The sequence below is a fragment of the Pseudomonas sp. LBUM1652 genome (genome assembly GCF_059716105.1).
In genome coordinates this window covers 3,148,253-3,171,451 of the sequence record NZ_CP166804.1, presented here as the reverse complement: position 1 = coordinate 3,171,451, position 23,199 = coordinate 3,148,253, and the positions used below count along the sequence as shown (strand labels likewise).

The window sequence follows — 23,199 nt, the reverse complement described above, 5'->3', positions numbered from 1 at the left end:
CAGAAGACGAGTACCGATGAAAGATTCAGAACAACTCAACCTGCAACGTCGCCGTGTCCTGATGGGCATGGGCGCGGCCGGTGTCGCACTGGCCGGATCGGCCCTGAGCTGCCCGGCCATGGCCGCAGCGCCGGCACAAGTCACCGAAGCCCCGAGCAGCGATAAAACCGAAGACCGCCACGATTTCCACGGTGTGCATCAAACCGGCATCGTCACCCCGCGCCCGGCGTCAGGCATGCTGGTGTCGTTCGACGTATTGGCCAGTGATCGCGAAGACCTGGAGCGCCTGTTCCGCACGCTCAACGAGCGTATCGCCTTCCTGATGAAGGGCGGCCCGGTCGCGCAGATCGATCCGAAGCTGCCGCCGCCAGACTCCGGCATCCTCGGCCCGGTGGTGAGTCCGGACAACCTGACCATCACCGTGTCGGTGGGCGAGTCGTTGTTTGATGAGCGCTTTGGTCTGGCCGACGCCAAGCCCAAGCGCCTGCAACGCATGGTCGGTTTCCCCAACGACGCGCTGGAGGCCGATTGCTGCCACGGCGATTTGAGTGTGCAGTTCTGCTCGAACACCGCTGACACCAACATCCATGCCCTGCGCGACATCGTGAAAAACCTGCCGGACCTGCTGCTGGTGCGCTGGAAACAGGAAGGCAGCGTACCGCCGCAGGCCCCGGCCAAACCCGGGGTGCCGGCGCAATCGGCGCGCAATTTCCTCGGTTTCCGTGATGGCTCGGCCAACCCCGACTCCAACGATGCCAAAGCCATGGATAACATCGTCTGGGTGCAACCGGGCAGCGACGAACCGGCGTGGGCGGCCCACGGCAGCTATCAAGCGGTGCGGATCATCCGCAACTTCGTCGAGCGCTGGGACCGTACGCCTTTGCAGGAACAGGAAAGCATTCTCGGCCGGGTCAAGACTACCGGCGCGCCGATGGGTGGGACTCACGAGAGCGAAGTCCCGGATTACAGCAAGGATCCGGCCGGCAAACTGACCAAACTCGACGCACACATCCGCCTGGCCAATCCGCGCACTGCCGCGAGCCAGGCCAACCTGATCCTGCGTCGGCCGTTCAACTACTCCAACGGTGTGAACAAGAACGGCCAACTCGACATGGGTCTGCTCTTCATCTGTTACCAGGCCGATTTGGAGAAAGGCTTTATCACCGTGCAGACCCGCCTCAACGGCGAACCGCTTGAGGAATACCTCAAACCGGTCGGCGGTGGTTACTTCTTCACCCTTCCGGGTGTCACCGGCGACAAGGACTTCATCGGTCGCTCGCTGCTCAACGCCACACAACCGAAAACAGCGGCATAAAACAATCCCGACTCTGGAGCCACCCCCATGAAAAAGACGCCACTCGCGTTATTGCTGACCCTTGGTTTGCTCAACACCCCGCTGTCAGCCTTCGCCGCCACCGCGCCGCTGGATCTGGTCGGGCCGGTTTCAGACTACAAGATTTACGTCACCGAGCAACTGGATGAGTTGGCCAGCCATACCCAGCAGTTCACCGACGCTGTGAAGAAAGGCGACTTGGCCACCGCGCAAAAGCTCTACGCGCCGACCCGCGTCTACTACGAGTCGATCGAGCCGATTGCCGAGCTGTTCAGTGATCTCGATGCGTCCATCGACTCCCGCGTCGACGACCACGAGAAAGGCGTGAAGTCGGAAGACTTCACCGGTTTCCATCGCATCGAATACTCGCTGTTCTCGGAAAAGAGCACCCAAGGCCTGGACGCACTGGCGGATGGCTTGAACAAAGACGTCAAAGACCTGCAAACCCGCGTGGCCGGCCTGACCTTCCCGCCTGAGAAAGTGGTGGGCGGTGCGGCTGCACTGCTGGAAGAAGTCGCCGCGACCAAGATCTCCGGTGAAGAAGACCGCTACAGTCACACTGACCTGTACGACTTCCAGGGCAACATCGACGGCGCGAAGAAAATCGTTGATTTATTCCGGCCGCAGATCGAGCAGCAGGACAAGGCGTTCGTCGCGAAGGTCGACAAGAATTTCGCCACCGTGAACAAGGTTCTGGCCAAGTACAAGACCAGCGACGGTGGGTTCGAGACGTATGACAAGGTGAAGGGCAACGACCGCAAAGCACTGGTTGGGCCGGTGAATACGCTGGCGGAAGACCTGTCCACGTTGCGTGGGAAATTGGGTCTGAACTGAGTTTTGTAGCGTCTGTTAAGGCCCCATCGCGAGCAGGCTCACTCCTACAGTTGGAATGCGTTCCCCTGTAGGAGTGAGCCTGCTCGCGATAGCGGTTGTATGACCGCTACAAATTTAAAACCTTACAAAATCCGGTAGAGCAACCGCTCGATCCGCACCCGACTCACACGCTTGAGAAACTTGGCCACACCGGTCGGGTATTCCGGCAGTGTCTCCAGGTTGTTAAAGCTTTCGATCCGCGTGGTATGGCGGAAAATCTCCTCCAGCTCCTGCGCACGCGGCTCCAGCCACTCGCCCCTTGGATCATCAATCAACAGCGCGTTTTCCAGATCCAGCCTGAACGCCCGTGGATTGAGGTTGTTGCCGGTCAGCAAGGTATAGCGCTGATCGATCCACATGCCCTTGAGGTGATAGGTGTTGTCGCCGTCACGCCACAGGTGCAGGTTCAACTGCCCGCTGTCGATGTTGCGTTGATGCCGTTTAGCGAAGCGACGCAGGCTGATCTCGTACAGGTACGGCAGCGCCGCGATTACCTTGAACGGCTCGCTCGGCGGGATGTAGAAGTCGTTGGCAGTCTTGTCGCCGACCACAATGTCGATCTTCACCCCACGGGCCAGCGCACGATTGATTTCGCGGATCACACTCAGCGGCAAATTGAAGTACGGCGTGCAGATGGTCAGCTGTGTTTGTGCACTGGCGATCAGTTCAAGAATCGCCCGATTCAACGGGTTGTTCTTGCCCACGCCCAGCAATGGGCTGACGGACAGGCCTTCTCGGCCCGTGCTGCCGGCGCTGGTGTCGTAGGTCGCGTATTTGAGTCGGCTGCGCAGATCGCCGATGTCGTTGCGCAGGCTGCGCGTGGTCGGCAGGTTGGGCAGGTCAAGACGATGCACGGCTTTCGATTCGATCAGACCGTGCTTGACCAGGTGATGCATGGAGTCCGCCAGCTCATGGCTGCGCAGAACGTGATAGCGGTCGAAGCGGTATTTGTCGAACTTGTGCAGGTAGACGTTGTTCAGGCTCGCGCCGCTGTAGACCACGCTGTCGTCGATCACGAAGCCCTTCAAATGCAGGACGCCAAACAATTCGCGGGTCTGCACCGGCACGCCGTACACCGGCACTTCGCTTTCGTGAGTGCGGGTCATTTCCTGATACCACGCCGAATTGCCTGGCTGCTTACCGGCGCCGATCAGACCGCGCTGGGCGCGCAGCCAGTCAACCACCACGGCGATTTCAAGCTCGGGTCGCTTGAGTTTGGCGGCGTGCAAGGCATCGAGGATTTCCTGACCGGCTTCGTCTTGCTGCAAGTAGAGAGCGACGATGTAGATGCGCTGGGTCGCCGTGGCGATTTTCTCCAGCAGGCAACGACGGAACTCGGCGGCACCGGACAGAATGGTCACGGCCTCGGCGGTCAGCGGAAAGCTGCGCAGTTTGGGCAGCAGAGAACGTTTGAAAAGCAACGGCATAGGGCTCGCAATGATCGAATCCGAAGAACCCGAGAGCTTACACCATCGATCCCTTCGGGTCTTCCCGCTACACGCTCGTTCCCACGCTCCGCGTGGGATGGCCTCAACGGAAGCACCGCGTTCGGCCCTTTGGGACGCAGAGCTTCCCTGGCTGCATTCCCACGCACAGCATGGGAATGATCAAATCTAAAAATCAATGCTTGACCAAGGAGAACGATCGTTCTACTGTTCGCCACATGAACGAAATCACCGACACCTCGACACGCGACATCATTCTGGATGTCACCGAAAAGCTGATCTATAAAAGTGGCATCGCGGCCACCGGCATGGATCTTCTGGTGAAAACCGCCGGCGTCTCCAGAAAAAGCATCTATCGTTATTTCGCCAACAAGGAAGAACTGACCGTCGCCGCCCTGCAACGTCGCGACGTGCGCTGGATGCACTGGTACCGAAGCGCCGTCGATCAGGCCGAAACCCCGGCCGATCGCCTGCTCAACCTGTTTACCGTACTCAAGGGCTGGTTCGCTTCGGAAGGTTTCCGTGGCTGCGCCTTCATCAACACCAGCGGCGAGACCGGCGATCCACAGGACCCGGTGCGCCAGGTCGCCAAAGACCACAAACAGAAACTGCTCGACTACGTGTGCGAGCTGTGTACCGAACATGGCGCCGAGGACCCGCAACTGCTGGCCAACCAGTTGCTGATCCTGATTGACGGCGCCATTACCGTAGCGCTTGTGATGGGTGATCACAGTGCCGCTGATAATGCGCAATGCATGGCGCGTAAGTTATTGGACCTGTAACGCCTTAATAAGCCTGACAAGTTGTATAAACATTAACTTTATCGGGAGACTGAACATGTCTACTGCAGCCCAGGTACGTCCGCCATTACCCCCCTTCAACCGTGAATCGGCGATCGAGAAAGTTCGTCTGGCCGAGGACGGCTGGAACTCCCGCGATCCGGAACGGGTATCGCTGGCCTACACCCTCGACACCAAGTGGCGTAACCGCGCCGAGTTCGCCAATAACCGCGAAGAAGCCAAAGCTTTCCTGACCCGCAAATGGGCCAAGGAGCTGGATTACCGTTTGATCAAGGAGCTCTGGGCTTATTCCGACACGCGCATTGCCGTGCGCTACGCGTATGAATGGCACGACGATTCGGGCAACTGGTTCCGTTCCTACGGCAATGAAAACTGGGAGTTCGATGACAACGGCCTGATGTTCCAGCGTTACGCCTGTATCAATGACATGCCGATCAAGGAAAGCGAACGCAAGTTCCACTGGCCACTGGGGCGGCGCCCGGATGATCATCCGGGGTTGTCTGATCTCGGTCTGTAATCGACACAGTTCCAAATGTAGGCGTGAGCCTGCTCGCGATTGCGGTGTGCCAGTCAGCGGAGGTGTTGAATGTGCAGCGGCCATCGCGAGCAGGCTCACTCCCACAGTTGAAATGCATTCCCCTGTCGGAGCCTGCTCGCAATGAGGCCAGACGGGTCGCCGCAACACCCGGAAATGAGTAACATGGCTGCCCTCCCCGCAGCCCCGATCTGCGCCTTGCCGAATAAGCCGATTCCATGCCTTTCGAACTCAGCGTTGACCTCACCACCCTGGCCATTCTGGCCCTTGTAGCTTTCGTTGCCGGTTTCATCGACGCCATTGCTGGCGGTGGCGGTCTGTTGACCACGCCAGCGCTGCTGACGGCGGGTCTGCCGCCGCATCTGGTACTCGGCACCAACAAACTCAGCTCGACCTTCGGCTCGGCCACTGCCAGTTTCACCTTCTACCGGCGCAAACTGTTCCATCCACGGCAGTGGGTGCACGCAATTGTCGGCACGCTGGTCGGCGCGTTGTCCGGTGCCATCGTCGCGCATTACTTGCCGGCGGAATGGCTGAACAAAATGCTCCCGGTGATCGTCTTCGCCTGCGGTCTGTATCTGTTGTTTGGCGGCACGCCAAAGGCGCCGCTGGACAGCGACGCACCGATCAAAAAGAAATGGCAATCGACCCAAGGCTTCAGCCTCGGTTTCTATGACGGCGTGGCCGGTCCCGGCACTGGCGCGTTCTGGACTGTCAGCAGCCTGCTGCTGTACCCGATCGACCTGGTCAAGGCCAGCGGTGTGGCGCGCAGCATGAACTTCGTCAGCAATATTGCCGCACTGTCAGTGTTTGTGTTTTCCGGGCAAGTGGACTGGATCATCGGCTTGAGCATGGGCCTGTCAGTGATGGTTGGCGCGTTCTTCGGCGCGCGCACCGCGATCAGCGGCGGCGCCAAGTTCATTCGCCCGGTGTTCATCACCGTGGTACTGGGTTTGACCGTGCGCCTAGCCTGGCAGCACTGGTTCAGCGTGGCCTAAACGCCGCGCCACGTAGACGTCGATCAAGTAACGTGCAATCGATTTTGACGCCGGCAACGGCGGCAGATCGTGCACGTTGAACCACTGGGCGTCTTCGATCTCGTCTTCCTGACAGACAATCTCGCCGCCGGCGTATTCGGCATGAAAGCCCAGCATCATCGAATGCGGGAACGGCCAGCACTGGCTGCCCATGTACTGAATGTTCTTCACCTCGATCTGCACTTCTTCACGCACCTCACGAATCAGGCAATCCTCCGCAGACTCGCCCGGCTCGGCAAACCCTGCCAGCGTGCTGTAGACCCCAGCAACGAAGCGCGGTGAGCGCGCCAACAGGATCTCGTCGCCACGGGTGATCAGCACGATCATGCTCGGCGAAATACGCGGATAACTGCGCAGATCGCAAGGCTGACAGTACATCGCCCGCTCTCGCGGCACTTGCGTCATGGCTTGACCGCAATTGCCACAGAAGCGGTGTTCACGCGCCCAGGTGCCGATCTGCGCGGCGTAACCGAGCACTTTGTAGATCGTGTGATCGCCGTCGAGCATGAACGCTCGCAGACCCTTCCAGTTGCAACCCGGCACTTCGCTGGCACTGCGCAACTCCAGCAGATACACGGGTTCGCCATCGAGATGGCCGATGCCGTGCTCGGCAAGAATCGACAAGTCCTGACGCTTGAGCCATTCACGCGGGAACAGCGCGCCGTTGTCATCGAACAGAAAGCCTTCGGGGCTGCGCGCCACGGCCCAGCCGCCGGGTTGATCGGTGTCCAGTACTGCAGTGGTCCAGCGAGATGTCATGGTTCTCAATCCAGAAATTCGGGTTTCTGTTTGCTCATATGGGCGGCCATGGCCACGCGCAAGTCGGTGGATTGCAACATGGCGGCGTTCCAGGTGGCAACGTATTCGAGACCGTCGTCGATGCGATGGTCGCGCATGTAGCTGATCATTTCCTTGGTGCCGGTGACCGCAATCGGCGACTTGGAGGCGATGTCGCGAGCGATATCCAGCACGCCTTCGAGCAGTGCGTCCTTGTCGTTGTAGACGCGATTGACCAGGCCGATGCTGCGCGCCTCTTCAGCGCCGAAGGTGCGACCGGTGTAAGCCAGTTCACGCAGCATGCCGTCACCGATGATCCGTGGCAACCGTTGCAAAGTGCCAACATCGGCGGCCATGCCGATATCGATTTCCTTGATCGAGAATTGTGCATCTTCGGCGGCGTAGCGCATGTCACAGGCTGCAATCAGATCGATCGCGCCGCCCAGGCAGTAACCCTGAATGGCGGCGATTACCGGTTTGCGGCAGTTGTCGACGGCATTGAACGAAGCTTGCAGGGTGAGGATTTTTTTGCGCAACAGGCGCGCGTTGCGGCCGACGTCCTTGCCCAGTTCATTGGCGACGCCAGCAAGCATCATCAGGTCGATGCCGGAGGAAAAGTGTTTACCGTTGCCGCTGAGCACCACCACGCGCACTTCGTCGGTGTCGTCGATCCATTGGAAGATCTCGACGATCTCGCTCCAGAACGCGGCGTTCATCGAGTTGATCTTTTCCGGGCGATTGATCTGCACATGGGCGATGTTATCGACCAGTTCGACGCTGAAGGCGGTGTATTGAGTCATGGCAGTGATCCTTTACCGGGCTGAAAATGAGGCCCGAACTATAACAAGGCATCACGGTGGCGGTTCGGCCAAATGCGGGACTTTCTGAAACGCACCTCCCATGTAGGAGCTGCCGCAGGCTGCGATCTTTTGATCTTGATCTTCAAAACCAAAATCAAAATCAAAAGATCGCAGCCTGCGGCAGCTCCTACAGAGGTTGCGTGGTTAACTCGCCAAGCGCCGCAGCCCAAACAACATCCCACCCGCCCCCAGCAACATCACCGCCAGAAACACCGGATAGGAAATCCACCACGGCGTCCCCGCCGTCATCATGCTGAACTCCGACATACCGCCAATGCTCGCAATCAGGTTCAACGGCAAAAACACCACGTTGATCAACGTCAGTTTGCGCAGCAAATTATTCATGCTGTTGTTCATCAGGTTGCCGCGCGCGTCGATCAGACCGGAGAACACCGTGGAGTAAATCTCGGCCTGTTTGTAGCACTGGTTGTTTTCAATGATCAGGTCGTCGATCAGGCCCAGCGCTTCGCTGCTGAAGTGCTGTTTCTCGGCGTGATTACGCAGGCGCGTCAGTACCGCGCCGTTGCTGTGCAGGGCGTTGATGTAATAGATCAGGCTTTCGCTGAGGTTGAACATCTGCACCAGATGCTGGTTCTGCATCGAGGCGTTGAATTTCTGCTGCAACTCGCGGGCGACCAGTTTGATCACCTTCAAGTGCCCGAGGTAGTGATGGATGTTGTTGAACAACAAGTCGAGCAAAACATCCAGCGGCGTGTTTAACGGCTGGCGAGTGCCGAGACCGTGCAACGGCGTGTCGTCGGTGGCGATCACCAGCAGTTGCCCCGGCGCGAACAGCAGGCCGCAGGACGACACCTCGAATGCCAGGCTGCCACCGCCGGAATAGTTTTCCGGGCGTTTCCAGATCAGGAACAAGTGATCCGGGTGAAACTCGATCCGCGACACCTCGTCCGGGTCCAGTGCCGAGGCCAGTGCGTGTTCATCGACTTTGAAATGACTGTGCAGCAAGTCGCGCTCGGCGGCGTCAGGGTTGCTGAACAGCATCACCTCGGCGTCCAACCGCTCGACGCGCTGCAAAGCGCCATGGCTCAGAGCAAAACTGCTGATCATCGGCGCTTCACCAGGCCTGGCCGCGGCGTTTGAGCTCCAGCCGTCGCACGAACTCTTCCAGCACCAGTGAATACAAATCGTCCTGCAAATACGCGTCTTCGATGCCCGCGTCGAGGTTCGGGTTGTCGTTGACTTCGATCACCACGACCTTGTCGCCCGCCTGCTTGAGATCGACGCCGTAGAGGCCGTCGCCAATCAGGTTGGCCGTCTTCACCGCCAGCTCTACCACCGCGCGGGGCGCCTCGTGGACGGCCAGTGTCCGGCATTCGCCGTTGACGTCCTGGCCCTTGGCCTTGTGGTTGTAGATCTGCCAGTGTCCCTTGGACATGAAATATTGGCAGGCAAAGATCGGTTTGCGGTTGAGGACACCAATGCGCCAGTCGTACTCGGTGTAGAAAAACTCCTGGGCCAGCAACAGCACCGAGTGTTCAAACAGTTCGGCCGTGGCTTCGAGCAGCGCCTGCTGACTTTCCACCTTGATCACACCACGGGAAAAACAGCCGTCGGGGATCTTCAGCACCAACGGAAAGCCCAGGCGCTCGCCCACCCGTTCGAAGTCTTCGGGTCGCTCCTTGTAGAGAATCTCGGTGGCGGGCATACCCAGTTGATGGCTGTTGAGCAGATCGGTGAGGTAGACCTTGTTGGTGCAGCGCAGGATCGACGTCGGGTCATCCATCACCACCAGTCCTTCGCTTTCGGCTTTCTTGGCGAACCGGTAGGTGTGGTTGTCGACGCTGGTGGTTTCGCGGATCAACAGGCCGTCGTACTCGGCCAGTCGCGCGTAATCTTTGCGCTCGATCAGTTCGACGTCGATGCCCATGGTCTTGCCGACCCGAATGAAATTCTCCAGCGCCCTTGGGTTGGACGGCGGCAACGCCTCTTGTGGATCGTGCAGGATCGCCAGGTCATAACGGGCCACTTGTGGCGAACGCGGCACCCGCCAGACTTTACGGCTGAAGCCGTCCAGTGCATTGGCGAACTGATCTTCCTGATCATCACGCAACTTGTGCAAGGCGCCGGACTTTATACCTTCAATGTGCCAGCCGTTGGTTCGTTTGAACTCAACTAACAATATCGGACAGGGAAATACTTCAAACAACTGACGGGCCAGATCCTGTAATGGCTCGATATGCGTTTTGCCGAAATAAAGGGTCAGGGTAAAACCTTCGGTATCACTGTAAAGGTGATGGCTAAGGGCTTTTTCCAGGGTTTTATCGAGATCATCCAGCGCCAGGCCGTAGAGCGACTTCTTGGTCAGTTCGCTGATTGTGCGCACCGACGGAATCACCTTGTGCCCCCGTGCCTCCGCCAGCAGTGAGCAGTAATATCCGTGGCCCAGGTACTTGTAGCTGCGGCACAGGTTGATCACCTGCACACGTTTTCCCGACTCGCTTTCACGGGTTTGCTCCAGGTATTCCTGCGCTGTGATGATGTCGTCGCTGGGGAAATATGAAGCCCAATCTTCCTTGCGCTCGACAATGATCAACACTTGACTGGATGCTCTAACCGCTGAATTTAAATAAGTTGCCGCCGGCAAACTTTGCTCCGATACTTCGCGCCAATGACCCTGTACCGCTGACATAGAGATTGATCCGTTGGAGAACAAGACCTTTTCTATTAAGCACGAAGTTTTTCGAAAGTCCCGTTTCGTTACGCAACTTTTACGGTGGTCATATGAGTGCTGTTTTTCGTTTGGCGGTAGTTGAAGATCTGCCGGCGCTGCTGGCATTGGAAATGCAATGTTTCACCACGGATCGGCTCACCAGTCGCAGCTTTCAGTGGATGATCACCCGGGCTCACGCGCAATTGTTGGTAGCCGAGCGTGACGGGCAATTGCTGGGTTACGCGCTGGTGCTGTTTCATCGGGGGACGTCACTGGCACGGCTGTATTCCATCGCAATTGCTACCGAGGCTCGCGGCACCGGTCTGGGCAAGCAACTGCTGCAACGGATCGAGGCCTGCGCGCTGGACCATGATTGCGCGTACCTGCGCCTGGAGGTGCGTACTGACAACCCCGCCGCCATTGCTCTGTACGAACGCAACGGCTACCGGCGTTTCGCCTTGATTCACGATTACTACGAGGACCATGCGGATGCGCTGCGCCTGGAAAAACGCATTCTTCAGCACCGGGATTCGCGGAACATCAAGGTGCCCTGGTACGGGCAAACCACAGACTTCACCTGCGGCCCGGCGTGTCTGTTGATGGCCATGGGCGCACTGCACGCGGAGCGTTTGTTGGAGCGACGCGAGGAGTTGCAGATCTGGCGCGAGGCAACGACCGTGTTCATGACTTCGGGTCATGGCGGGTGCAGTCCGCAAGGGTTGGCACTCGCGGCATGGAAGCGCGGTTTTCGGGTACGTCTTGAGCTGAGCCTGGCCGGACCGTTGTTTCTTGACGGAGTGCGCGATGAGCATAAAAAAGACGTCATGCGCCTGGTTCACGAGGAGTTCACTGCGCAGTTGCAGGACACCGATGTGGAGCGAGTGATCGGTGCACCGCTCGATTTGCCGCGCTTGCTTGATGCAGGTGGGCAGCCGCTAGTGCTGATCAGCAGCTATCGCCTGACCCGATCCAAGTCACCGCACTGGGTGGTGGTGACTGACTGTGATGAGGATTTCGTTTACCTGCACGACCCGGATGTCGATCACAGCCAGCATCGACAACCCATGGACTGCCAGCATGTGCCGGTCAGTCACGGGGAATTCGAGAAGATGTGCCGGTTTGGACGGGGAAAGTTACGGGCTGCCGTAATTTTGTACAGCCGCAATGCGCGCTGAACCCAAGGTGAGGGGCACCTCCCCTCACCTGTCCGGCACGGCGCTATTTCAGACCGATCCTGTACAGCGAACCATCGGACTCGTCAGTCAGCACATAGAGATAACCGTCAGGGCCTTGCCGTACATCCCTGATCCGTTGCTTGAGCTCACCGAGCAAGCGTTCCTCATGCACAACCTTGTCGCCATCGAACTGCAATCGAATCAACTCTTGAGAAACCAAAGCGCCGATAAACGCGTTGTGTTGCCACGGCTTGAACCGATCGCCATCGTAGAACGCCATTCCCGAAACGCCCGGTGACTTTTCCCACACATGGTGCGGATCAACCGCACCTTCGACACTTTTGCCTTTGGCTTCCGGGATTGGCTGCAGCGAATAGTTGATGCCGTGAGTCGCCTGCGGCCACCCGTAGTTTTTCCCGCGTTCGATGATATTTACCTCATCGCCACCACGCGGCCCGTGTTCGTTTTCCCAAACTGTGCCGGTCCACGGGTTGAGCGCCGCACCCTGCGGGTTGCGAATGCCGTAAGACCAGATTTCCGGCCGCACGCCGGATTGCCCCACGAACGGATTGTCGTCCGGGACTTTGCCGTCCGGATAAATCCGTACGATTTTGCCCTGCAGCTTGTCGAGATCCTGAGCAGTCGGCCGGTCGTTGTTTTCGCCCAGGGTGATGAACAGATAGCCGTCGCGATCAAACACCAACCGCGAACCGAAGTGGTTGCCGGTGGAGAGCTTAGGCTCCTGACGGAAAATGACTTTGAAGTCCTTCAGCGTTTTCAGGTCATCCGACAAATAGCCGCGACCCACCGCCGTCCCGGCCTTGTCCCCCGCTCCGCCACCCTCGGCGTATGACAGGTAAACCAGGCGATCCTGTTTGAAGTCCGGTGACAAGACGACATCCAGCAATCCGCCCTGCCCCTTGGCCCATACCTTGGGCACACCGCTTATCGGTGCCGACAGATTGCCGTCCGCGCCAACCACTCGCAGGTTACCCGGTCGTTCAGTCACCAGCATGCCTTGGCGATCCGGCAGGAAGGCCAGCGCCCATGGATTCTCGAGTCCCTGGGCAATCGTGGTGACTTCAAGGGTGCCCTGCTCGCTTTGCAGCTCCTTGGGGGCCGCGGCGAACGCCGGAGCACTGATCAGTGCGCCGGCGCAAAGGGTGGCTAGAAGGGTTTTACGCAACATGCACGATTCCTTTTGTCTGTTTCAAAGGCTGGCAGAAACTCGGCCCTGCCGTTCAACGATTAGTGTTGGTGCTTCGCGAAGGTGGATTGGGAATGAATGTAGGTGGCGTACTTGGCACCGAACGAATCGGCTGGCCGTTGCCAATACCTCGGTTTTCGACTGTGGGCTGACGTGGTGCAGGAACGGTGTTCGGCGCGCGGATTGGCGGGGCACTGGGCTGGGTGCCCTGCATGCTGTTGGGGTTGGCCCGGCGGATCGGGCTGTTGTAGGGATTGTTGCTGTTGCCGGCCGGACTCTGCGCCAGCACGACGTCCGCATGAACCAGACCACCACTGAGTGTCAGGACGGCGACGCCAATTAGAAATCGGTTCATGGGATGGCCTCTCGGTGTGCGTGGAATAGAGCCTTCGAGTGCACGCTACGCCGTGGGTTCGGATTTGTTAACCCGTCAGCCTTAAACAACATGTAACACGGCTTGACCAAGTCATCCGAAACCGCCGCATTCATTGGAAACTTTCGCCGCGAGCCACAGGTCACCTGAACATCACTCGGAGAACTCACCATGGCTCGCGCAATCTGGAAAGGCGCAATCAGTTTCGGACTCGTGCATATCCCCGTTGCGCTGGTTTCAGCGACGTCGTCCCAAGGCGTGGACTTCGACTGGCTCGACAGCCGCAGCATGGACCCGGTGGGGTACAAACGCGTGAACAAGGTGACCGGCAAGGAAGTCACCAAGGAAAATATCGTCAAAGGCGTGGCCTACGAAAAAGGCCGTTATGTGGTGCTCAGCGAAGAGGAAATCCGCTCGGCGCACCCGGTATCGACCCAGACCATCGACATCTTTTCCTTTGTCGACGCCGAGCAGATTCCGCTACAGAACATCGACACGCCCTACTACCTGGCGCCGGACAAGCGCGGCGGTAAGGTCTACGCGTTGCTGCGAGAAACCCTGAGCAAGACCAACAAGGTTGCCCTCGCCCGCGTGGTTTTGCATACGCGCCAGTATCTGGCGGCGTTGATGCCTCTGGAGTCGGCGTTGGTGCTGGTCAAATTGCGTTGGCCGCAAGAGGTACGCGGTCTTGATCAACTGGAACTTGGCAGCGAGGTCACCAAGCCACAACTGGCCAAAGGTGAGCTGGACATGGCCAAACGGTTGGTTGAGGACATGAGCGGGGACTGGAAACCCGAAGACTACAACGACGAATTTGAAGACAAGATCATGGCGCTGGTGGAGAAAAAGGCCCACGAAGGCAAGATAGAGGATGTTGAAACGGTGGGCGGCGAGGAAGAGCGCAAGACTGCCGATGTGATCGACCTGACCGAGTTGCTTAAACGCAGCCTGGGTGGCAAGGCGCCGGCTAAACCGAAGACCAAGGCAGCCAGCAAAGCTGCGCCGGCCAAGCGAACCAAGAAAGCCTCTGGGGAATGACAACTGAGGGATTGTCAGGTAACTGACAGGTTGCTTTTGAGACAGTCACTTTTCATGTAGGAGCTGCGGCACGCTGCAATCTTTTGATCCTGTTTTTAAGGGCCAAGATCAAAAGATCGCAGCGTGCCGCAGCTCCTACAGTGAACGGGGGGCGGTGCGTCAATCAGATCAGGATGAAGACCGCCAACAAACCGCCAAAAATCGCCCACTTCTCCATGTAATACCGTGCACGATTACGCTTTTTCAGCTCTTTACCACGCAAACGGATCTTGTAGATTTTGGTAAACAACCGGTTGATCCCACCGGTCCGGTCACCCGCATCGTTCGGCGCACCCGCTGCCGACATCACCGTGCGGCTGAACCAGCTATTGAACGCTGCGGCCCAGCGATACTTCATCGGACGTTCGATGTCACAGAACAGGATGATCCGGTTCTTGTCGGTGGTGTTTTCTGCGTAATGAATGAAGGTTTCATCGAACATTACCGCCTCGCCATCGCGCCAGTGGTAGCTCTCCCCGTCGACATTGATGTAGCAACCGGCATCATTGGGCGTTTCCAGACCCAGGTGATAGCGGTAGGAGCCGGCGTACGGATCACGATGGCGTACCAGTTTGGAACCCGGCGGCAGTTCGGCGAACATCGCAGCCTTGATCGAACCGATGCTTTGCACCAGCTCGGTGGTGCGCGGACACAACTTCATCGCCGACGGATGACTTTCGCCGTACCACTTGAGGTAGAAACGCTTCCAGCCGCTTTTGAAGAACGAGTTGAAGCCGACATCGTCGTACTGGTTCGAACGCTTGATCTCGCCGGCACGGAGCAGGTTCTGTCCTTCTTCGCGAATTTCTTCCCAGTGCGCCTGCAACGGGCTCAGATCGGGAAACTCGGACGGATCGAGATACGGTTGGTTCGGCTTTTTCGAGAACAGGTACAGAAAGCAGTTGATCGGCGCGAGAAACGTCGAGTGGTCACTCAACTGCCGGCCCAGCTTGTGCCGCACGCGGCCACGCAGGTGGACGTATGCAATGGAAATGACATAAATAGCAGCAATGATGAGTTTCACGGAAATCGTCACACGTCAGAAGTGAACAAACTGCGCGCCTGGCGGCCAGTGGCCTAGCGTCTGATGCAGTGGTCTGAGTAAAAATGGCACGTCCTTGAGCCCGCGCCGCTGTAGGGCGCTGGGTGAATGGCTGGCATTTTAGCCACACTTTGTAACTGATAGTGAACCTTCATCTGTGAAAAACTGTCCCGTGATTGCGCCAATCGACACTCGTGGCGTCTTCGCCCTATCGTTTAAAGAGCCAGACCAGTACAATCGCCGCCAAACTTTACGCGCCCCCCTTGGTTGATGACGGGACTTCCCCGCTTCAGCGCACTTTGACTCGGGCCAAGCGCTCCAGCCGCACCCTCGCTACTCAGAATGCTTCGCAGGAATAACTCTTGATCTCTACAGCTAACATCACGATGCAGTTCGGCGCCAAGCCGCTCTTCGAAAACGTTTCGGTCAAATTTGGCGCGGGCAACCGTTACGGCCTGATCGGCGCCAACGGTTGCGGCAAGTCGACCTTCATGAAAATCCTCGGCGGCGACCTCGACCCGTCCGGTGGTCAGGTCATGCTTGAGCCGAACGTACGCCTGGGTAAGTTGCGCCAGGACCAGTTCGCGTACGAAGAATTCACCGTGATCGACACCGTGATCATGGGTCACGAAGAGCTGTGGAAGGTCAAGGCCGAGCGCGACCGCATCTACTCGCTGCCGGAAATGAGCGAAGAAGACGGCATGGCGGTAGCCGAGCTGGAAACCGAATTCGCTGAAATGGACGGCTACACCGCCGAATCCCGTGCCGGTGAGCTGCTGTTGGGCCTGGGTATCGGCATCGAACAGCATTTCGGCCCGATGAGCGAAGTGTCGCCAGGCTGGAAACTGCGTGTCTTGCTGGCTCAGGCGCTGTTTTCCGATCCGGAAGTGCTGTTGCTCGACGAACCGACCAACCACCTGGACATCAACACCATTCGCTGGCTGGAAAACATCCTGACCCAGCGTAACAGCCTGATGATCATCATCTCTCACGACCGTCACTTCCTGAACAGCGTGTGCACGCACATGGCTGACCTGGACTACGGCGAGCTGCGTCTGTTCCCGGGCAACTACGACGAGTACATGACCGTGGCGACCCAGTCCCGCGAGCAACTGCTGTCGGACAACGCCAAGAAGAAAGCGCAGATTTCCGAGCTGCAATCGTTCGTCAGCCGCTTCTCGGCCAACGCCTCGAAAGCCAAGCAGGCTACTTCCCGCGCCAAGGCGATCGACAAGATCCAGCTGGCTGAAGTCAAGCCTTCGAGCCGTGTCAGCCCGTTCATCCGCTTCGATCAGAACAAGAAGCTGCACCGCCAGGCGGTGATGGTCGAAAAAATGGCCAAAGGTTTCGACGGCAAGCCGTTGTTCAAAGACTTCAGCTTCCAGGTTGAAGCGGGCGAGCGCGTGGCGATCATTGGCCCGAACGGTATCGGCAAAACCACCCTGCTGCGTACTCTGGTCAACGAGCTCACGCCGGATGCCGGTAGCATCAAGTGGACCGACGCCGCAGAACTGGGCTACTACGCTCAGGATCACGCGCACGACTTCGAAGACGACGTCACCCTGTTCGACTGGATGGGTCAGTGGACTCAGGGCGAGCAGATGATTCGCGGTACTTTGGGCCGCATGCTGTTCTCCAATGACGAGATCCTCAAGTCGGTCAAAGTGATTTCCGGTGGTGAACAAGGTCGCATGCTGTTCGGCAAGCTGATCCTGCAAAAGCCGAACGTGCTGATCATGGACGAACCGACCAACCACTTGGACATGGAATCGATCGAAGCGCTAAACCTGGCGCTGGAAAACTATCCGGGCACGCTGATCTTTGTCAGCCACGACCGTGAGTTCGTATCGTCCCTGGCCACGCGCATCATCGAGCTGAGCCCGGACGGCGTGACCGACTTCAGCGGCACCTATGATGACTACCTGCGTAGTCAGGGTGTCGTGTTCTAAGAAGCAATTTGCGCTTACTGAAAGCCCTGTCCATGTGACGGGGCTTTTTGCATTTCCGGATACGGCATGATCCTTCCCACGCTCTGCGTGGGAAGGATCAGGACAGAGCGTTCTTTGATCGTTAGCCTGCTTTCTTTTATTTCAGGCCCAAGCCATGATGCCGACTCTCCCACCGCCGCCCGCGAACGAGTCCTCATGTCTGCGCAGCAACTGCCACCGCAAAGCTCCATGGCGATCACCCTGCAGATCGTCTCTATCGTTTTCTATACCTTTATTGCCTTCCTCTGCATCGGTCTGCCAATTGCGGTGTTGCCCGGTTACGTGCACGAACAGTTGGGTTTCAGCGCGATCATCGCAGGGCTGGTCATCGGCTCGCAGTACCTGGCCACCCTGCTCAGTCGACCGATGGCCGGGCGCATGTCGGATACCGTCGGCACCAAACGGGCGATCGTTTATGGCTTGATCGGGATTGTGCTCAGTGGCGGGTTGACGCTGATTTCGACCTTGCTGCAAAGCTATCCGCTGCCGAGCCTCTTGATTCTGATTGTCGGGCGCTTGCTGCTGGGCGTCGCGCAGGGACTGATCGGTGTCGGCACCATCAGTTGGTGCATGGGGCAGGTCGGTGTCGAGCACACAGCAAGGTCGATCGGCTGGAACGGCATCGCGTCATACGGCGCGATTGCCATTGGCGCGCCACTGGGTGTGGTCATGGTTGCCGAATATGGTTTCGCCAGTCTGGGCATTGCACTGTCGGTGCTGGCGGCGGGTGCGCTGTTGTTGATCCGCAACAAACCTTCGGTGCCGGTGGTGCGTGGCGAGCGCCTGCCGTTTTGGGCCGTGTTTGGCCGCATTGCACCGTTTGGTGCCAGCTTGAGCCTGGCCTCGATCGGCTACGGCACGCTGACCACGTTTATCACCCTGTATTACCTCAACCGTGGCTGGAGTGGCGCGGCGTATTGCCTGACGGTGTTCGGGGTGTGCTTCATCCTGTCGCGGTTGATGTTCATTTCTGCCATTGGCCGCTTCGGTGGTTTCACTTCAGCGATCATCTGCATGAGCGTCGAAACTGTAGGCCTGGTGATGTTATGGCTGGCACCCTCCACCGCCTATGCGTTGATCGGCGCGGGATTGGCCGGGTTCGGGCTTTCACTGGTGTATCCGGCGCTGGGGGTCGAAGCGATCAAGCAGGTGCCCAACTCCAGCCGTGGCGCCGGGTTGAGTGCTTATGCGGTGTTCTTCGATCTGGCGCTGGCGATTGCCGGGCCGTTGATGGGAGCGGTAGCGTTGAATCTGGGATATTCGTGGATTTTCTTTAGTGCGGCGCTGTTGTCGGTGACCGGGTTGGCGCTGACCTTGCTGCTCAAGCGCCGGTCGATGGCTTAAAAGCAAAAGATCGTTTATTGATCTGCCGTCTGCATCCCCGCCCGCGTCGGCCTGCCCAGCGTATGCGTAAAGAACCGTCCGGCCTCCGAGATCAGATTGCGATGGATATCTTCACGATCAACCCCATCAGCATCGGTACACAGCGCCGGCATGGCGATGATCTGCTCCTCATTACACGGCGCCATAAACACAAAGTGCCCTGCCCCGGCCAGTAACTTGAAGTCGGGCGCAGTCGGCAGTTTACGCGCCAGTGCCGCAGCGTTTTTATCGAACGCAACGAGTTTGTCGCCATCGCCGCTGTAAAGCAGCACTGGCACATGCACATCAGCCAGGGTATGGCGGCCGAACTTCAGGCTCAGTGGCGCCATCAACAGCAACGCATGCACGCGTGGATCGGCCACCGGCTGAAGGTCATCACGATCAACGATGAGTTCGCCCTGAGTGTTGCAGGCGTCACGGTCGTCCGGGCGTTCCTGGCAATAGCGGCGCAGGCGATCCAGATCCGGTTGCGCCCCCGACAGAATCAACGCCGTCTCGCCCCCAGCCGAATAACCGATCACACCAACCTGATCGGCATTGACGAACGGCGCCAGCATGGAGTCGCCAAGGGTTGCCGTAATCGCTTCGGAAATCTGGATTGGCCGCCCGTAGAGATTGCTCAGTGTGCCGAGTCGGCTGTGATCCTTGGAGTTGTCACCGGGATGAATCACCGCCACCACCACAAAACCTTTGCGCGCAAGCGAGGTGGCAAGGTCGTGCAGCGCCAGTGGCGTGCCGGTGTTGCCATGGGACAACATCAACATCGGAAAACGGCCCATGGCGACTTTGGTATCTTCGCCGGCCTCGACTGAATAACCTTCGAGCAGGCTCATATGTTCGCGGTCGCTGGAAGGATAGAACGCAATGGCGCGCATCGGTTGCAGATCCAACGGATCGAGGAACGTCATCTCGTGGTAACCGACGCTCCAGACAGGATGGCGCCCCGGCGCAGCTTGCACTGAATTCAGGCTGCCGAGCAGGCAAATCAGTAACGTTGCACAAAGACGCATCATGGGCTGCCCTACCCTGTTGTTACTCAATCGAAAGATCCATTGCGTTGTGAAGGCCGGAAACGCCGGGGATTCGGTACTCCGGCTCACCACTGCACTCAGACGCTGATCGCTTGACTGCACAACCCGGGCCAGATTATGTAACAGTCAGAAACAAAAAACTCCGTATCTGGCCCTTGCGGAACCAGAATACAGAGTTTTCGGGGGATTGCCTGAACGAGAGCTGTTCTTTACGCAAGCCTTACGCGGCGGCGAACAACTGCTCGCTGATCTTCGCTTGAGCGGCGGTCATGGCGTTGTTGCGCACTTCGTCGCCATACGCCAAGCCTTCGGCACGGACAATTTCGATGTCAGTGATGCCGAGGAAGCCCAGTACCAGCTTCAGATATTCTTCGTGAGCGATACCGCTGGCCTGGCCGGCATGAATGCCGCCGGAGGTGGACACGATCACCACTTTCTTGCCGCCGCACAGGCCTTCAGGGCCGGCTTCGGTGTAACGGAAAGTTTGACCGGCAACGGCAACACGGTCGATCCACGCTTTGAGTTGGGTCGGCACGGTGAAGTTGTACATCGGTGCAGCGATGACTACCGCGTCGGCAGCGATGAATTCGGCCAACGTCGAAGCGCTCAGTTCGGCCTCGTGCTGTTGGGCGGCGTCGCGCAGTTCAGCGGTGGTGCCGGCGGCCACCAGGGTAGTCGACGAGAAGTGGCTGATGGCGTCAGCGGCGAGGTCACGGTAGGTCACCACGACGCTTGGCTCAGCGACTTGCCAGGCTTTGACGACTTGGCTGCTCAACTGACGGGAAGCCGAGTTGTCGCCCAGAATGCTCGAATCGATATGCAGCAGTTTCATGTGGAATCCCCTGGAATGAATCGCCGGTGGCGACGGAATGGAGACAATCCTACGGAAGAAACCAATGGATGATTAGCCGCCGATAATGCGATAGTTTGTCCCACTGATAGAACAGTCGGATTCTCTACGATGCAAGACCTCAACGATCTCTACTATTTCGCCAAAGTCGTCGAGGCCGGCGGCTTTGCGGCCGCCGGGCGATTGCTGGGCATTCCCAAGTCGCGATTGTCGCGCCGCATCGCTGAACTAGAAGAACGCCTCGGCGCCCGCTTGCTGCAACGTACCACCCGGCAGTTGAATCTCACCGCTGTCGGTGAGCGCTATTTGCGCCACTGTCAGGCGATGTTGCTGGAAGCGGAAATGGCTGACGAGGCAGTGGCAAGTATGTCGAGCGAGCCGCGAGGACGCTTGCGTGTGTCCTGCCCAACGGGTCTGGCGCGGGAAATGTTGCCGTGGGTCATCAGCGAATTCCTCGGCAAGTTCCCCCAGGTGCAACTGGAAGTGGTGTTGGTCAACCGCCGGGTCGATCTGGTCGCTGAAGGCTTTGATGTCGCCCTGCGCGTGCGTGAACACGGCGATGAAGATCCGTTGCTGGTGACCCGGCGTCTGCGTCAGGCACAAATGGTGGTGGTGGCCAGCCCGGCGTTTACTCAGGGGGCGTCGATCAGCCATCCGCAGGATCTGAGGAGTCTGCCGGTGCTTGGCGCTCTGGAGGCCGATCGCATGGTTCACGTGCGGTTGTTCGATCAACAGGGCAAGAGTTTCGAGTTGAACATGGAAGCTCGGCTGGGCATCGATGACTTTATTGTGCGCAAGGCCTGTGTGCTGGCCGGCCAGGGCTTCACATTGCTGCCGATGATGTACTGCGAGGAGGAACTGCAAAACGGCACACTCGTGCAATTGCTACCCGAGTGGTCGCTGCCCGGTGGCTGGTTGCAAGCGGTCTATCCGCATCGTCGCGGGGTGATGCCGGCGGTGCGCGCGTGGATCGATCACCTGGTCGAATCGTTCAATGCCTGTGGGGAGCGGTTGTTATGAAAAAGGCAAAAATGAGCGAGGCGGACGTTGCCGCGTTTTGCCTGGGATTACCCGGTGCGCGCGAAGACTACAAGTGGGGTGGCGTGCGCGTGTTTTCGATTGCCGGCAACAAGATGTTTGCCTTGCAGGGGCTGCGCGGAGATTCGCTGGCGTTCAAGGTCGACAAGGATCTGTTTCTCGGCCATTGCGACCGCCCGGGCATTCACCCGGCGCCGTACCTGGCGCGGGCGCAGTGGATCATCATGCACCCGCCCTACCCGCTGGGCGCCGAGGAGTTGCAGGGGTTGCTGCAACGCTCGCATCAGTTGGTAGTAGGCAAGTTGCCCAAAAAGACACAGATCGGATTATTGCTGTAAACCCGATCCCTGTAGGAGCTGCCGAAGGCTGCGATCTTTTGATTTTCAGGATCAAAAGATCGAAGCCTTCGGCAGCTCCTACACGGGGGCATCTTTGTTAGTACAGCGATACTAGGTTCGAACCGAGAAACAGCTGATCAATCCAGAACACCTGGTGCAACAAGACGATCACCCAGAACAGCACCTGAAACGACACCTTGCGCGTCTTGTGCCGGAACACTTGCTGGGCGACCAGTGCGCCCGGCCACCCCCCGGCCAGTTCCACTGCGTGGAGGATGTTTTCCGGCGTGCGCCACGCATCGGTGCGAGCCTTGCGCTTGTCGGCCCAATACATAAAGAACGCCAGCACGCTGACGACGCCATACGCCGCCAGCGGGACCAGCGAGATCCCGCGCAACCACATCGACAGCGATCCGAACACCGGCAGCGCGCAGACAATCAGCAGCACCAGCAGCTTCAGCTTGAGGTTTTGAATATTGCCACCGGACGGGCGACCTTCAGGGCGGCGTGCGCGGGAATCATTCATGGCTTGGCCGCCGACCAGTCCACCCAGCCAAACTGCCACGTCGCCAGAATGACCAGGCCGAACACGATCCGGTACCAGGCAAATGCCGCATAGCTGTGGCTGCCGATGAACTTGAGCAACCCACGCACGGCGATCATGGCGAAGATGAACGCGGTGACGAACCCGATGGCAAACACCGGGAAGTCCGCCGGCACAAACAGATCGCGGTACTTGTAGCCCGAGTAAACCGCAGCACCGACCATGGTCGGCATCGCGAGGAAGAACGAAAACTCGGTGGCTGTTTTGCGCGACAGACCGAACAACAGGCCGCCAATGATCGTCGAGCCGGAACGCGACGTGCCGGGAATCATCGCCAGGCACTGGGCGAAACCGATTTTCAGCGCGTCCGTCCAGCGAATCTCATCGACCGTTTCCGCGTGCACCTCATGCTGACGCTGCTCAGCCCACAACATGATGATGCCGCCCACCACCAGCGCAGCAGCGACTGTGATCGGGTTGAACAGGTACTCGTGGATCAGATCGGCAAAGATCACGCCCAGCACCACGGCGGGCAGAAAAGCGATCAGCAGGTTGGCGGTGAAACGCCGCGCGCTGGGTTGCGTCGGCAAGCCAACCACCACATCGAGAATCTTGCGACGAAACTCCCAGACCACCGCGAGGATCGCGCCGAGCTGGATGATGATGTTGAACGCCATGGCTCGTTCGCCGCCGAAATCGAGCAAGTCGGCAACGATGATCTGGTGTCCGGTACTGGAAATGGGCAAAAACTCCGTCAGCCCTTCTACAACGCCTAGTATCAGTGCCTGCAAGGCCATCCAAAGATCCATCAATCCCCCAAAG

The 23,199-nt window shown here is 58.5% G+C and carries 23 protein-coding genes; 11 read left to right on the top strand and 12 right to left on the bottom strand.

Translation table 11 applies throughout. The features are described 5' to 3' along the window. The first annotated feature begins 16 nt into the window (after positions 1-16). Positions 17-1,315 (top strand): iron uptake transporter deferrochelatase/peroxidase subunit, encoded by a 1,299-nt coding sequence (efeB, locus tag ACA069_RS14380; protein WP_489881391.1) that lies wholly within the window; start codon positions 17-19, stop codon positions 1,313-1,315. A 27-nt stretch (positions 1,316-1,342) separates the two neighbouring features. Next, positions 1,343-2,167 carry an iron uptake system protein EfeO gene (efeO, locus tag ACA069_RS14375; RefSeq protein ID WP_497618161.1) on the top strand — a complete coding sequence of 275 codons (825 nt, stop codon included), beginning with the start codon at positions 1,343-1,345 and terminating at the stop codon, positions 2,165-2,167. A 122-nt stretch (positions 2,168-2,289) separates the two neighbouring features. On the opposite strand, the gene pssA is transcribed toward efeO, so the two are convergent. After that, a complete protein-coding gene (gene pssA / locus ACA069_RS14370) occupies positions 2,290-3,633 on the bottom strand; it encodes a CDP-diacylglycerol--serine O-phosphatidyltransferase (RefSeq protein WP_401264369.1) in 1,344 nt (447 codons plus the stop codon). Between the two features lie 236 nt (positions 3,634-3,869). On the opposite strand from pssA, the gene ACA069_RS14365 reads away from it, so the two are divergent. From ACA069_RS14365 to ACA069_RS14355, 3 genes are all read left to right on the top strand, one after another. Further along, the gene (locus ACA069_RS14365; RefSeq protein WP_401264371.1) at positions 3,870-4,433 is read left to right on the top strand and encodes a TetR/AcrR family transcriptional regulator; all 564 of its coding nucleotides are present in this window, start codon (positions 3,870-3,872) and stop codon (positions 4,431-4,433) included. 55 nt (positions 4,434-4,488) lie between these two features. After that, on the top strand, positions 4,489-4,968 hold the full coding sequence (locus tag ACA069_RS14360) for a nuclear transport factor 2 family protein (RefSeq protein ID WP_103302046.1): 480 nt from the start codon (positions 4,489-4,491) through the stop codon (positions 4,966-4,968). Positions 4,969-5,204: 236 nt separating this feature from the next. Then, positions 5,205-5,984: a TSUP family transporter gene (locus ACA069_RS14355; RefSeq protein WP_489881394.1), complete on the top strand. Its 780-nt coding sequence runs from the start codon at positions 5,205-5,207 to the stop codon at positions 5,982-5,984. On the opposite strand, the gene nudC is transcribed toward ACA069_RS14355, so the two are convergent. From nudC to ACA069_RS14335, 4 genes are all read right to left on the bottom strand, one after another. Further along, a complete protein-coding gene (gene nudC / locus ACA069_RS14350) occupies positions 5,952-6,782 on the bottom strand; it encodes an NAD(+) diphosphatase (protein WP_497618157.1) in 831 nt (276 codons plus the stop codon). The genes ACA069_RS14355 and nudC overlap by 33 nt on opposite strands. Positions 6,783-6,787: 5 nt before the next feature. Further along, positions 6,788-7,600 carry a crotonase/enoyl-CoA hydratase family protein gene (locus ACA069_RS14345; RefSeq protein WP_401272072.1) on the bottom strand — a complete coding sequence of 271 codons (813 nt, stop codon included), beginning with the start codon at positions 7,598-7,600 and terminating at the stop codon, positions 6,788-6,790. 204 nt (positions 7,601-7,804) lie between these two features. Further along, complete coding sequence (locus tag ACA069_RS14340) at positions 7,805-8,728, bottom strand: magnesium transporter CorA family protein (protein WP_187681218.1); 924 nt, start codon at positions 8,726-8,728, stop codon at positions 7,805-7,807. 7 nt (positions 8,729-8,735) lie between these two features. After that, the gene (locus tag ACA069_RS14335) at positions 8,736-10,310 is read right to left on the bottom strand and encodes a RimK family ATP-grasp domain-containing protein (RefSeq protein ID WP_401272071.1); all 1,575 of its coding nucleotides are present in this window, start codon (positions 10,308-10,310) and stop codon (positions 8,736-8,738) included. A gap of 92 nt (positions 10,311-10,402) precedes the next feature. On the opposite strand from ACA069_RS14335, the gene rimI reads away from it, so the two are divergent. Then, positions 10,403-11,506: a ribosomal protein S18-alanine N-acetyltransferase gene (gene rimI / locus ACA069_RS14330; RefSeq protein WP_401272070.1), complete on the top strand. Its 1,104-nt coding sequence runs from the start codon at positions 10,403-10,405 to the stop codon at positions 11,504-11,506. Between the two features lie 43 nt (positions 11,507-11,549). Here rimI and ACA069_RS14325 read toward each other — a convergent pair whose 3' ends face one another. Together ACA069_RS14325 and ACA069_RS14320 are read right to left on the bottom strand one after the other, a co-directional pair. Then, positions 11,550-12,695, bottom strand: a complete 1,146-nt coding sequence (locus ACA069_RS14325) for a PQQ-dependent sugar dehydrogenase (RefSeq protein ID WP_497618154.1) — start codon at positions 12,693-12,695, stop codon at positions 11,550-11,552. 52 nt (positions 12,696-12,747) lie between these two features. Beyond that, positions 12,748-13,068, bottom strand: coding sequence for a hypothetical protein (locus tag ACA069_RS14320; RefSeq protein ID WP_489879871.1), 321 nt, complete (start codon positions 13,066-13,068; stop codon positions 12,748-12,750). A gap of 189 nt (positions 13,069-13,257) precedes the next feature. Between ACA069_RS14320 and ku the strand changes: the two genes are divergently transcribed. Further along, positions 13,258-14,124: a non-homologous end joining protein Ku gene (ku, locus tag ACA069_RS14315; protein ID WP_401272067.1), complete on the top strand. Its 867-nt coding sequence runs from the start codon at positions 13,258-13,260 to the stop codon at positions 14,122-14,124. Positions 14,125-14,287: 163 nt separating this feature from the next. On the opposite strand, the gene lpxO is transcribed toward ku, so the two are convergent. Next, positions 14,288-15,187: a lipid A hydroxylase LpxO gene (lpxO, locus tag ACA069_RS14310; RefSeq protein WP_497618151.1), complete on the bottom strand. Its 900-nt coding sequence runs from the start codon at positions 15,185-15,187 to the stop codon at positions 14,288-14,290. 380 nt (positions 15,188-15,567) lie between these two features. Here lpxO and ACA069_RS14305 point away from each other — a divergent pair, with 380 nt between their 5' ends. Both ACA069_RS14305 and ACA069_RS14300 read left to right on the top strand, forming a co-directional pair. Further along, on the top strand, positions 15,568-17,154 hold the full coding sequence (locus ACA069_RS14305) for an ABC-F family ATPase (RefSeq protein WP_187681360.1): 1,587 nt from the start codon (positions 15,568-15,570) through the stop codon (positions 17,152-17,154). Positions 17,155-17,349: 195 nt separating this feature from the next. Further along, entirely contained in the window at positions 17,350-18,537 is a 1,188-nt protein-coding gene (locus ACA069_RS14300) for an MFS transporter (RefSeq protein WP_497618149.1), read from the top strand. A gap of 14 nt (positions 18,538-18,551) precedes the next feature. On the opposite strand, the gene ACA069_RS14295 is transcribed toward ACA069_RS14300, so the two are convergent. Both ACA069_RS14295 and ACA069_RS14290 read right to left on the bottom strand, forming a co-directional pair. After that, positions 18,552-19,589 carry an alpha/beta hydrolase family protein gene (locus ACA069_RS14295; protein WP_497618148.1) on the bottom strand — a complete coding sequence of 346 codons (1,038 nt, stop codon included), beginning with the start codon at positions 19,587-19,589 and terminating at the stop codon, positions 18,552-18,554. Between the two features lie 238 nt (positions 19,590-19,827). Continuing rightward, the gene (locus tag ACA069_RS14290; RefSeq protein ID WP_401267461.1) at positions 19,828-20,439 is read right to left on the bottom strand and encodes an FMN-dependent NADH-azoreductase; all 612 of its coding nucleotides are present in this window, start codon (positions 20,437-20,439) and stop codon (positions 19,828-19,830) included. Positions 20,440-20,568: 129 nt separating this feature from the next. On the opposite strand from ACA069_RS14290, the gene ACA069_RS14285 reads away from it, so the two are divergent. Together ACA069_RS14285 and ACA069_RS14280 are read left to right on the top strand one after the other, a co-directional pair. After that, complete coding sequence (locus ACA069_RS14285) at positions 20,569-21,477, top strand: LysR substrate-binding domain-containing protein (RefSeq protein ID WP_401267458.1); 909 nt, start codon at positions 20,569-20,571, stop codon at positions 21,475-21,477. After that, a complete protein-coding gene (locus tag ACA069_RS14280) occupies positions 21,474-21,833 on the top strand; it encodes an MmcQ/YjbR family DNA-binding protein (RefSeq protein WP_187681355.1) in 360 nt (119 codons plus the stop codon). Before ACA069_RS14285 ends, ACA069_RS14280 begins: the two co-directional genes overlap by 4 nt. A 97-nt stretch (positions 21,834-21,930) precedes the next feature. On the opposite strand, the gene ACA069_RS14275 is transcribed toward ACA069_RS14280, so the two are convergent. Further along, positions 21,931-22,359: a DUF1294 domain-containing protein gene (locus ACA069_RS14275; RefSeq protein WP_497618145.1), complete on the bottom strand. Its 429-nt coding sequence runs from the start codon at positions 22,357-22,359 to the stop codon at positions 21,931-21,933. Beyond that, a complete protein-coding gene (locus ACA069_RS14270; protein ID WP_489879865.1) occupies positions 22,356-23,186 on the bottom strand; it encodes an undecaprenyl-diphosphate phosphatase in 831 nt (276 codons plus the stop codon). Before ACA069_RS14270 ends, ACA069_RS14275 begins: the two co-directional genes overlap by 4 nt. Between the last annotated feature and the right edge of the window lie 13 nt (positions 23,187-23,199).

Coding starts and splice junctions, on each gene's coding strand:
- efeB (WP_489881391.1), top strand. CDS start 17: ATGAAAGATTCAGAACAACTCAACCTGCAACGTCGCCGTGTCCTGATG.
- efeO (WP_497618161.1), top strand. CDS start 1,343: ATGAAAAAGACGCCACTCGCGTTATTGCTGACCCTTGGTTTGCTCAAC.
- pssA (WP_401264369.1), bottom strand. CDS start 3,633: ATGCCGTTGCTTTTCAAACGTTCTCTGCTGCCCAAACTGCGCAGCTTT.
- ACA069_RS14365 (WP_401264371.1), top strand. CDS start 3,870: ATGAACGAAATCACCGACACCTCGACACGCGACATCATTCTGGATGTC.
- ACA069_RS14360 (WP_103302046.1), top strand. CDS start 4,489: ATGTCTACTGCAGCCCAGGTACGTCCGCCATTACCCCCCTTCAACCGT.
- ACA069_RS14355 (WP_489881394.1), top strand. CDS start 5,205: ATGCCTTTCGAACTCAGCGTTGACCTCACCACCCTGGCCATTCTGGCC.
- nudC (WP_497618157.1), bottom strand. CDS start 6,782: ATGACATCTCGCTGGACCACTGCAGTACTGGACACCGATCAACCCGGC.
- ACA069_RS14345 (WP_401272072.1), bottom strand. CDS start 7,600: ATGACTCAATACACCGCCTTCAGCGTCGAACTGGTCGATAACATCGCC.
- ACA069_RS14340 (WP_187681218.1), bottom strand. CDS start 8,728: ATGATCAGCAGTTTTGCTCTGAGCCATGGCGCTTTGCAGCGCGTCGAG.
- ACA069_RS14335 (WP_401272071.1), bottom strand. CDS start 10,310: ATGTCAGCGGTACAGGGTCATTGGCGCGAAGTATCGGAGCAAAGTTTG.
- rimI (WP_401272070.1), top strand. CDS start 10,403: ATGAGTGCTGTTTTTCGTTTGGCGGTAGTTGAAGATCTGCCGGCGCTG.
- ACA069_RS14325 (WP_497618154.1), bottom strand. CDS start 12,695: ATGTTGCGTAAAACCCTTCTAGCCACCCTTTGCGCCGGCGCACTGATC.
- ACA069_RS14320 (WP_489879871.1), bottom strand. CDS start 13,068: ATGAACCGATTTCTAATTGGCGTCGCCGTCCTGACACTCAGTGGTGGT.
- ku (WP_401272067.1), top strand. CDS start 13,258: ATGGCTCGCGCAATCTGGAAAGGCGCAATCAGTTTCGGACTCGTGCAT.
- ACA069_RS14300 (WP_497618149.1), top strand. CDS start 17,350: ATGTCTGCGCAGCAACTGCCACCGCAAAGCTCCATGGCGATCACCCTG.
- ACA069_RS14295 (WP_497618148.1), bottom strand. CDS start 19,589: ATGATGCGTCTTTGTGCAACGTTACTGATTTGCCTGCTCGGCAGCCTG.
- ACA069_RS14290 (WP_401267461.1), bottom strand. CDS start 20,439: ATGAAACTGCTGCATATCGATTCGAGCATTCTGGGCGACAACTCGGCT.
- ACA069_RS14285 (WP_401267458.1), top strand. CDS start 20,569: ATGCAAGACCTCAACGATCTCTACTATTTCGCCAAAGTCGTCGAGGCC.
- ACA069_RS14280 (WP_187681355.1), top strand. CDS start 21,474: ATGAAAAAGGCAAAAATGAGCGAGGCGGACGTTGCCGCGTTTTGCCTG.
- ACA069_RS14275 (WP_497618145.1), bottom strand. CDS start 22,359: ATGAATGATTCCCGCGCACGCCGCCCTGAAGGTCGCCCGTCCGGTGGC.
- ACA069_RS14270 (WP_489879865.1), bottom strand. CDS start 23,186: ATGGATCTTTGGATGGCCTTGCAGGCACTGATACTAGGCGTTGTAGAA.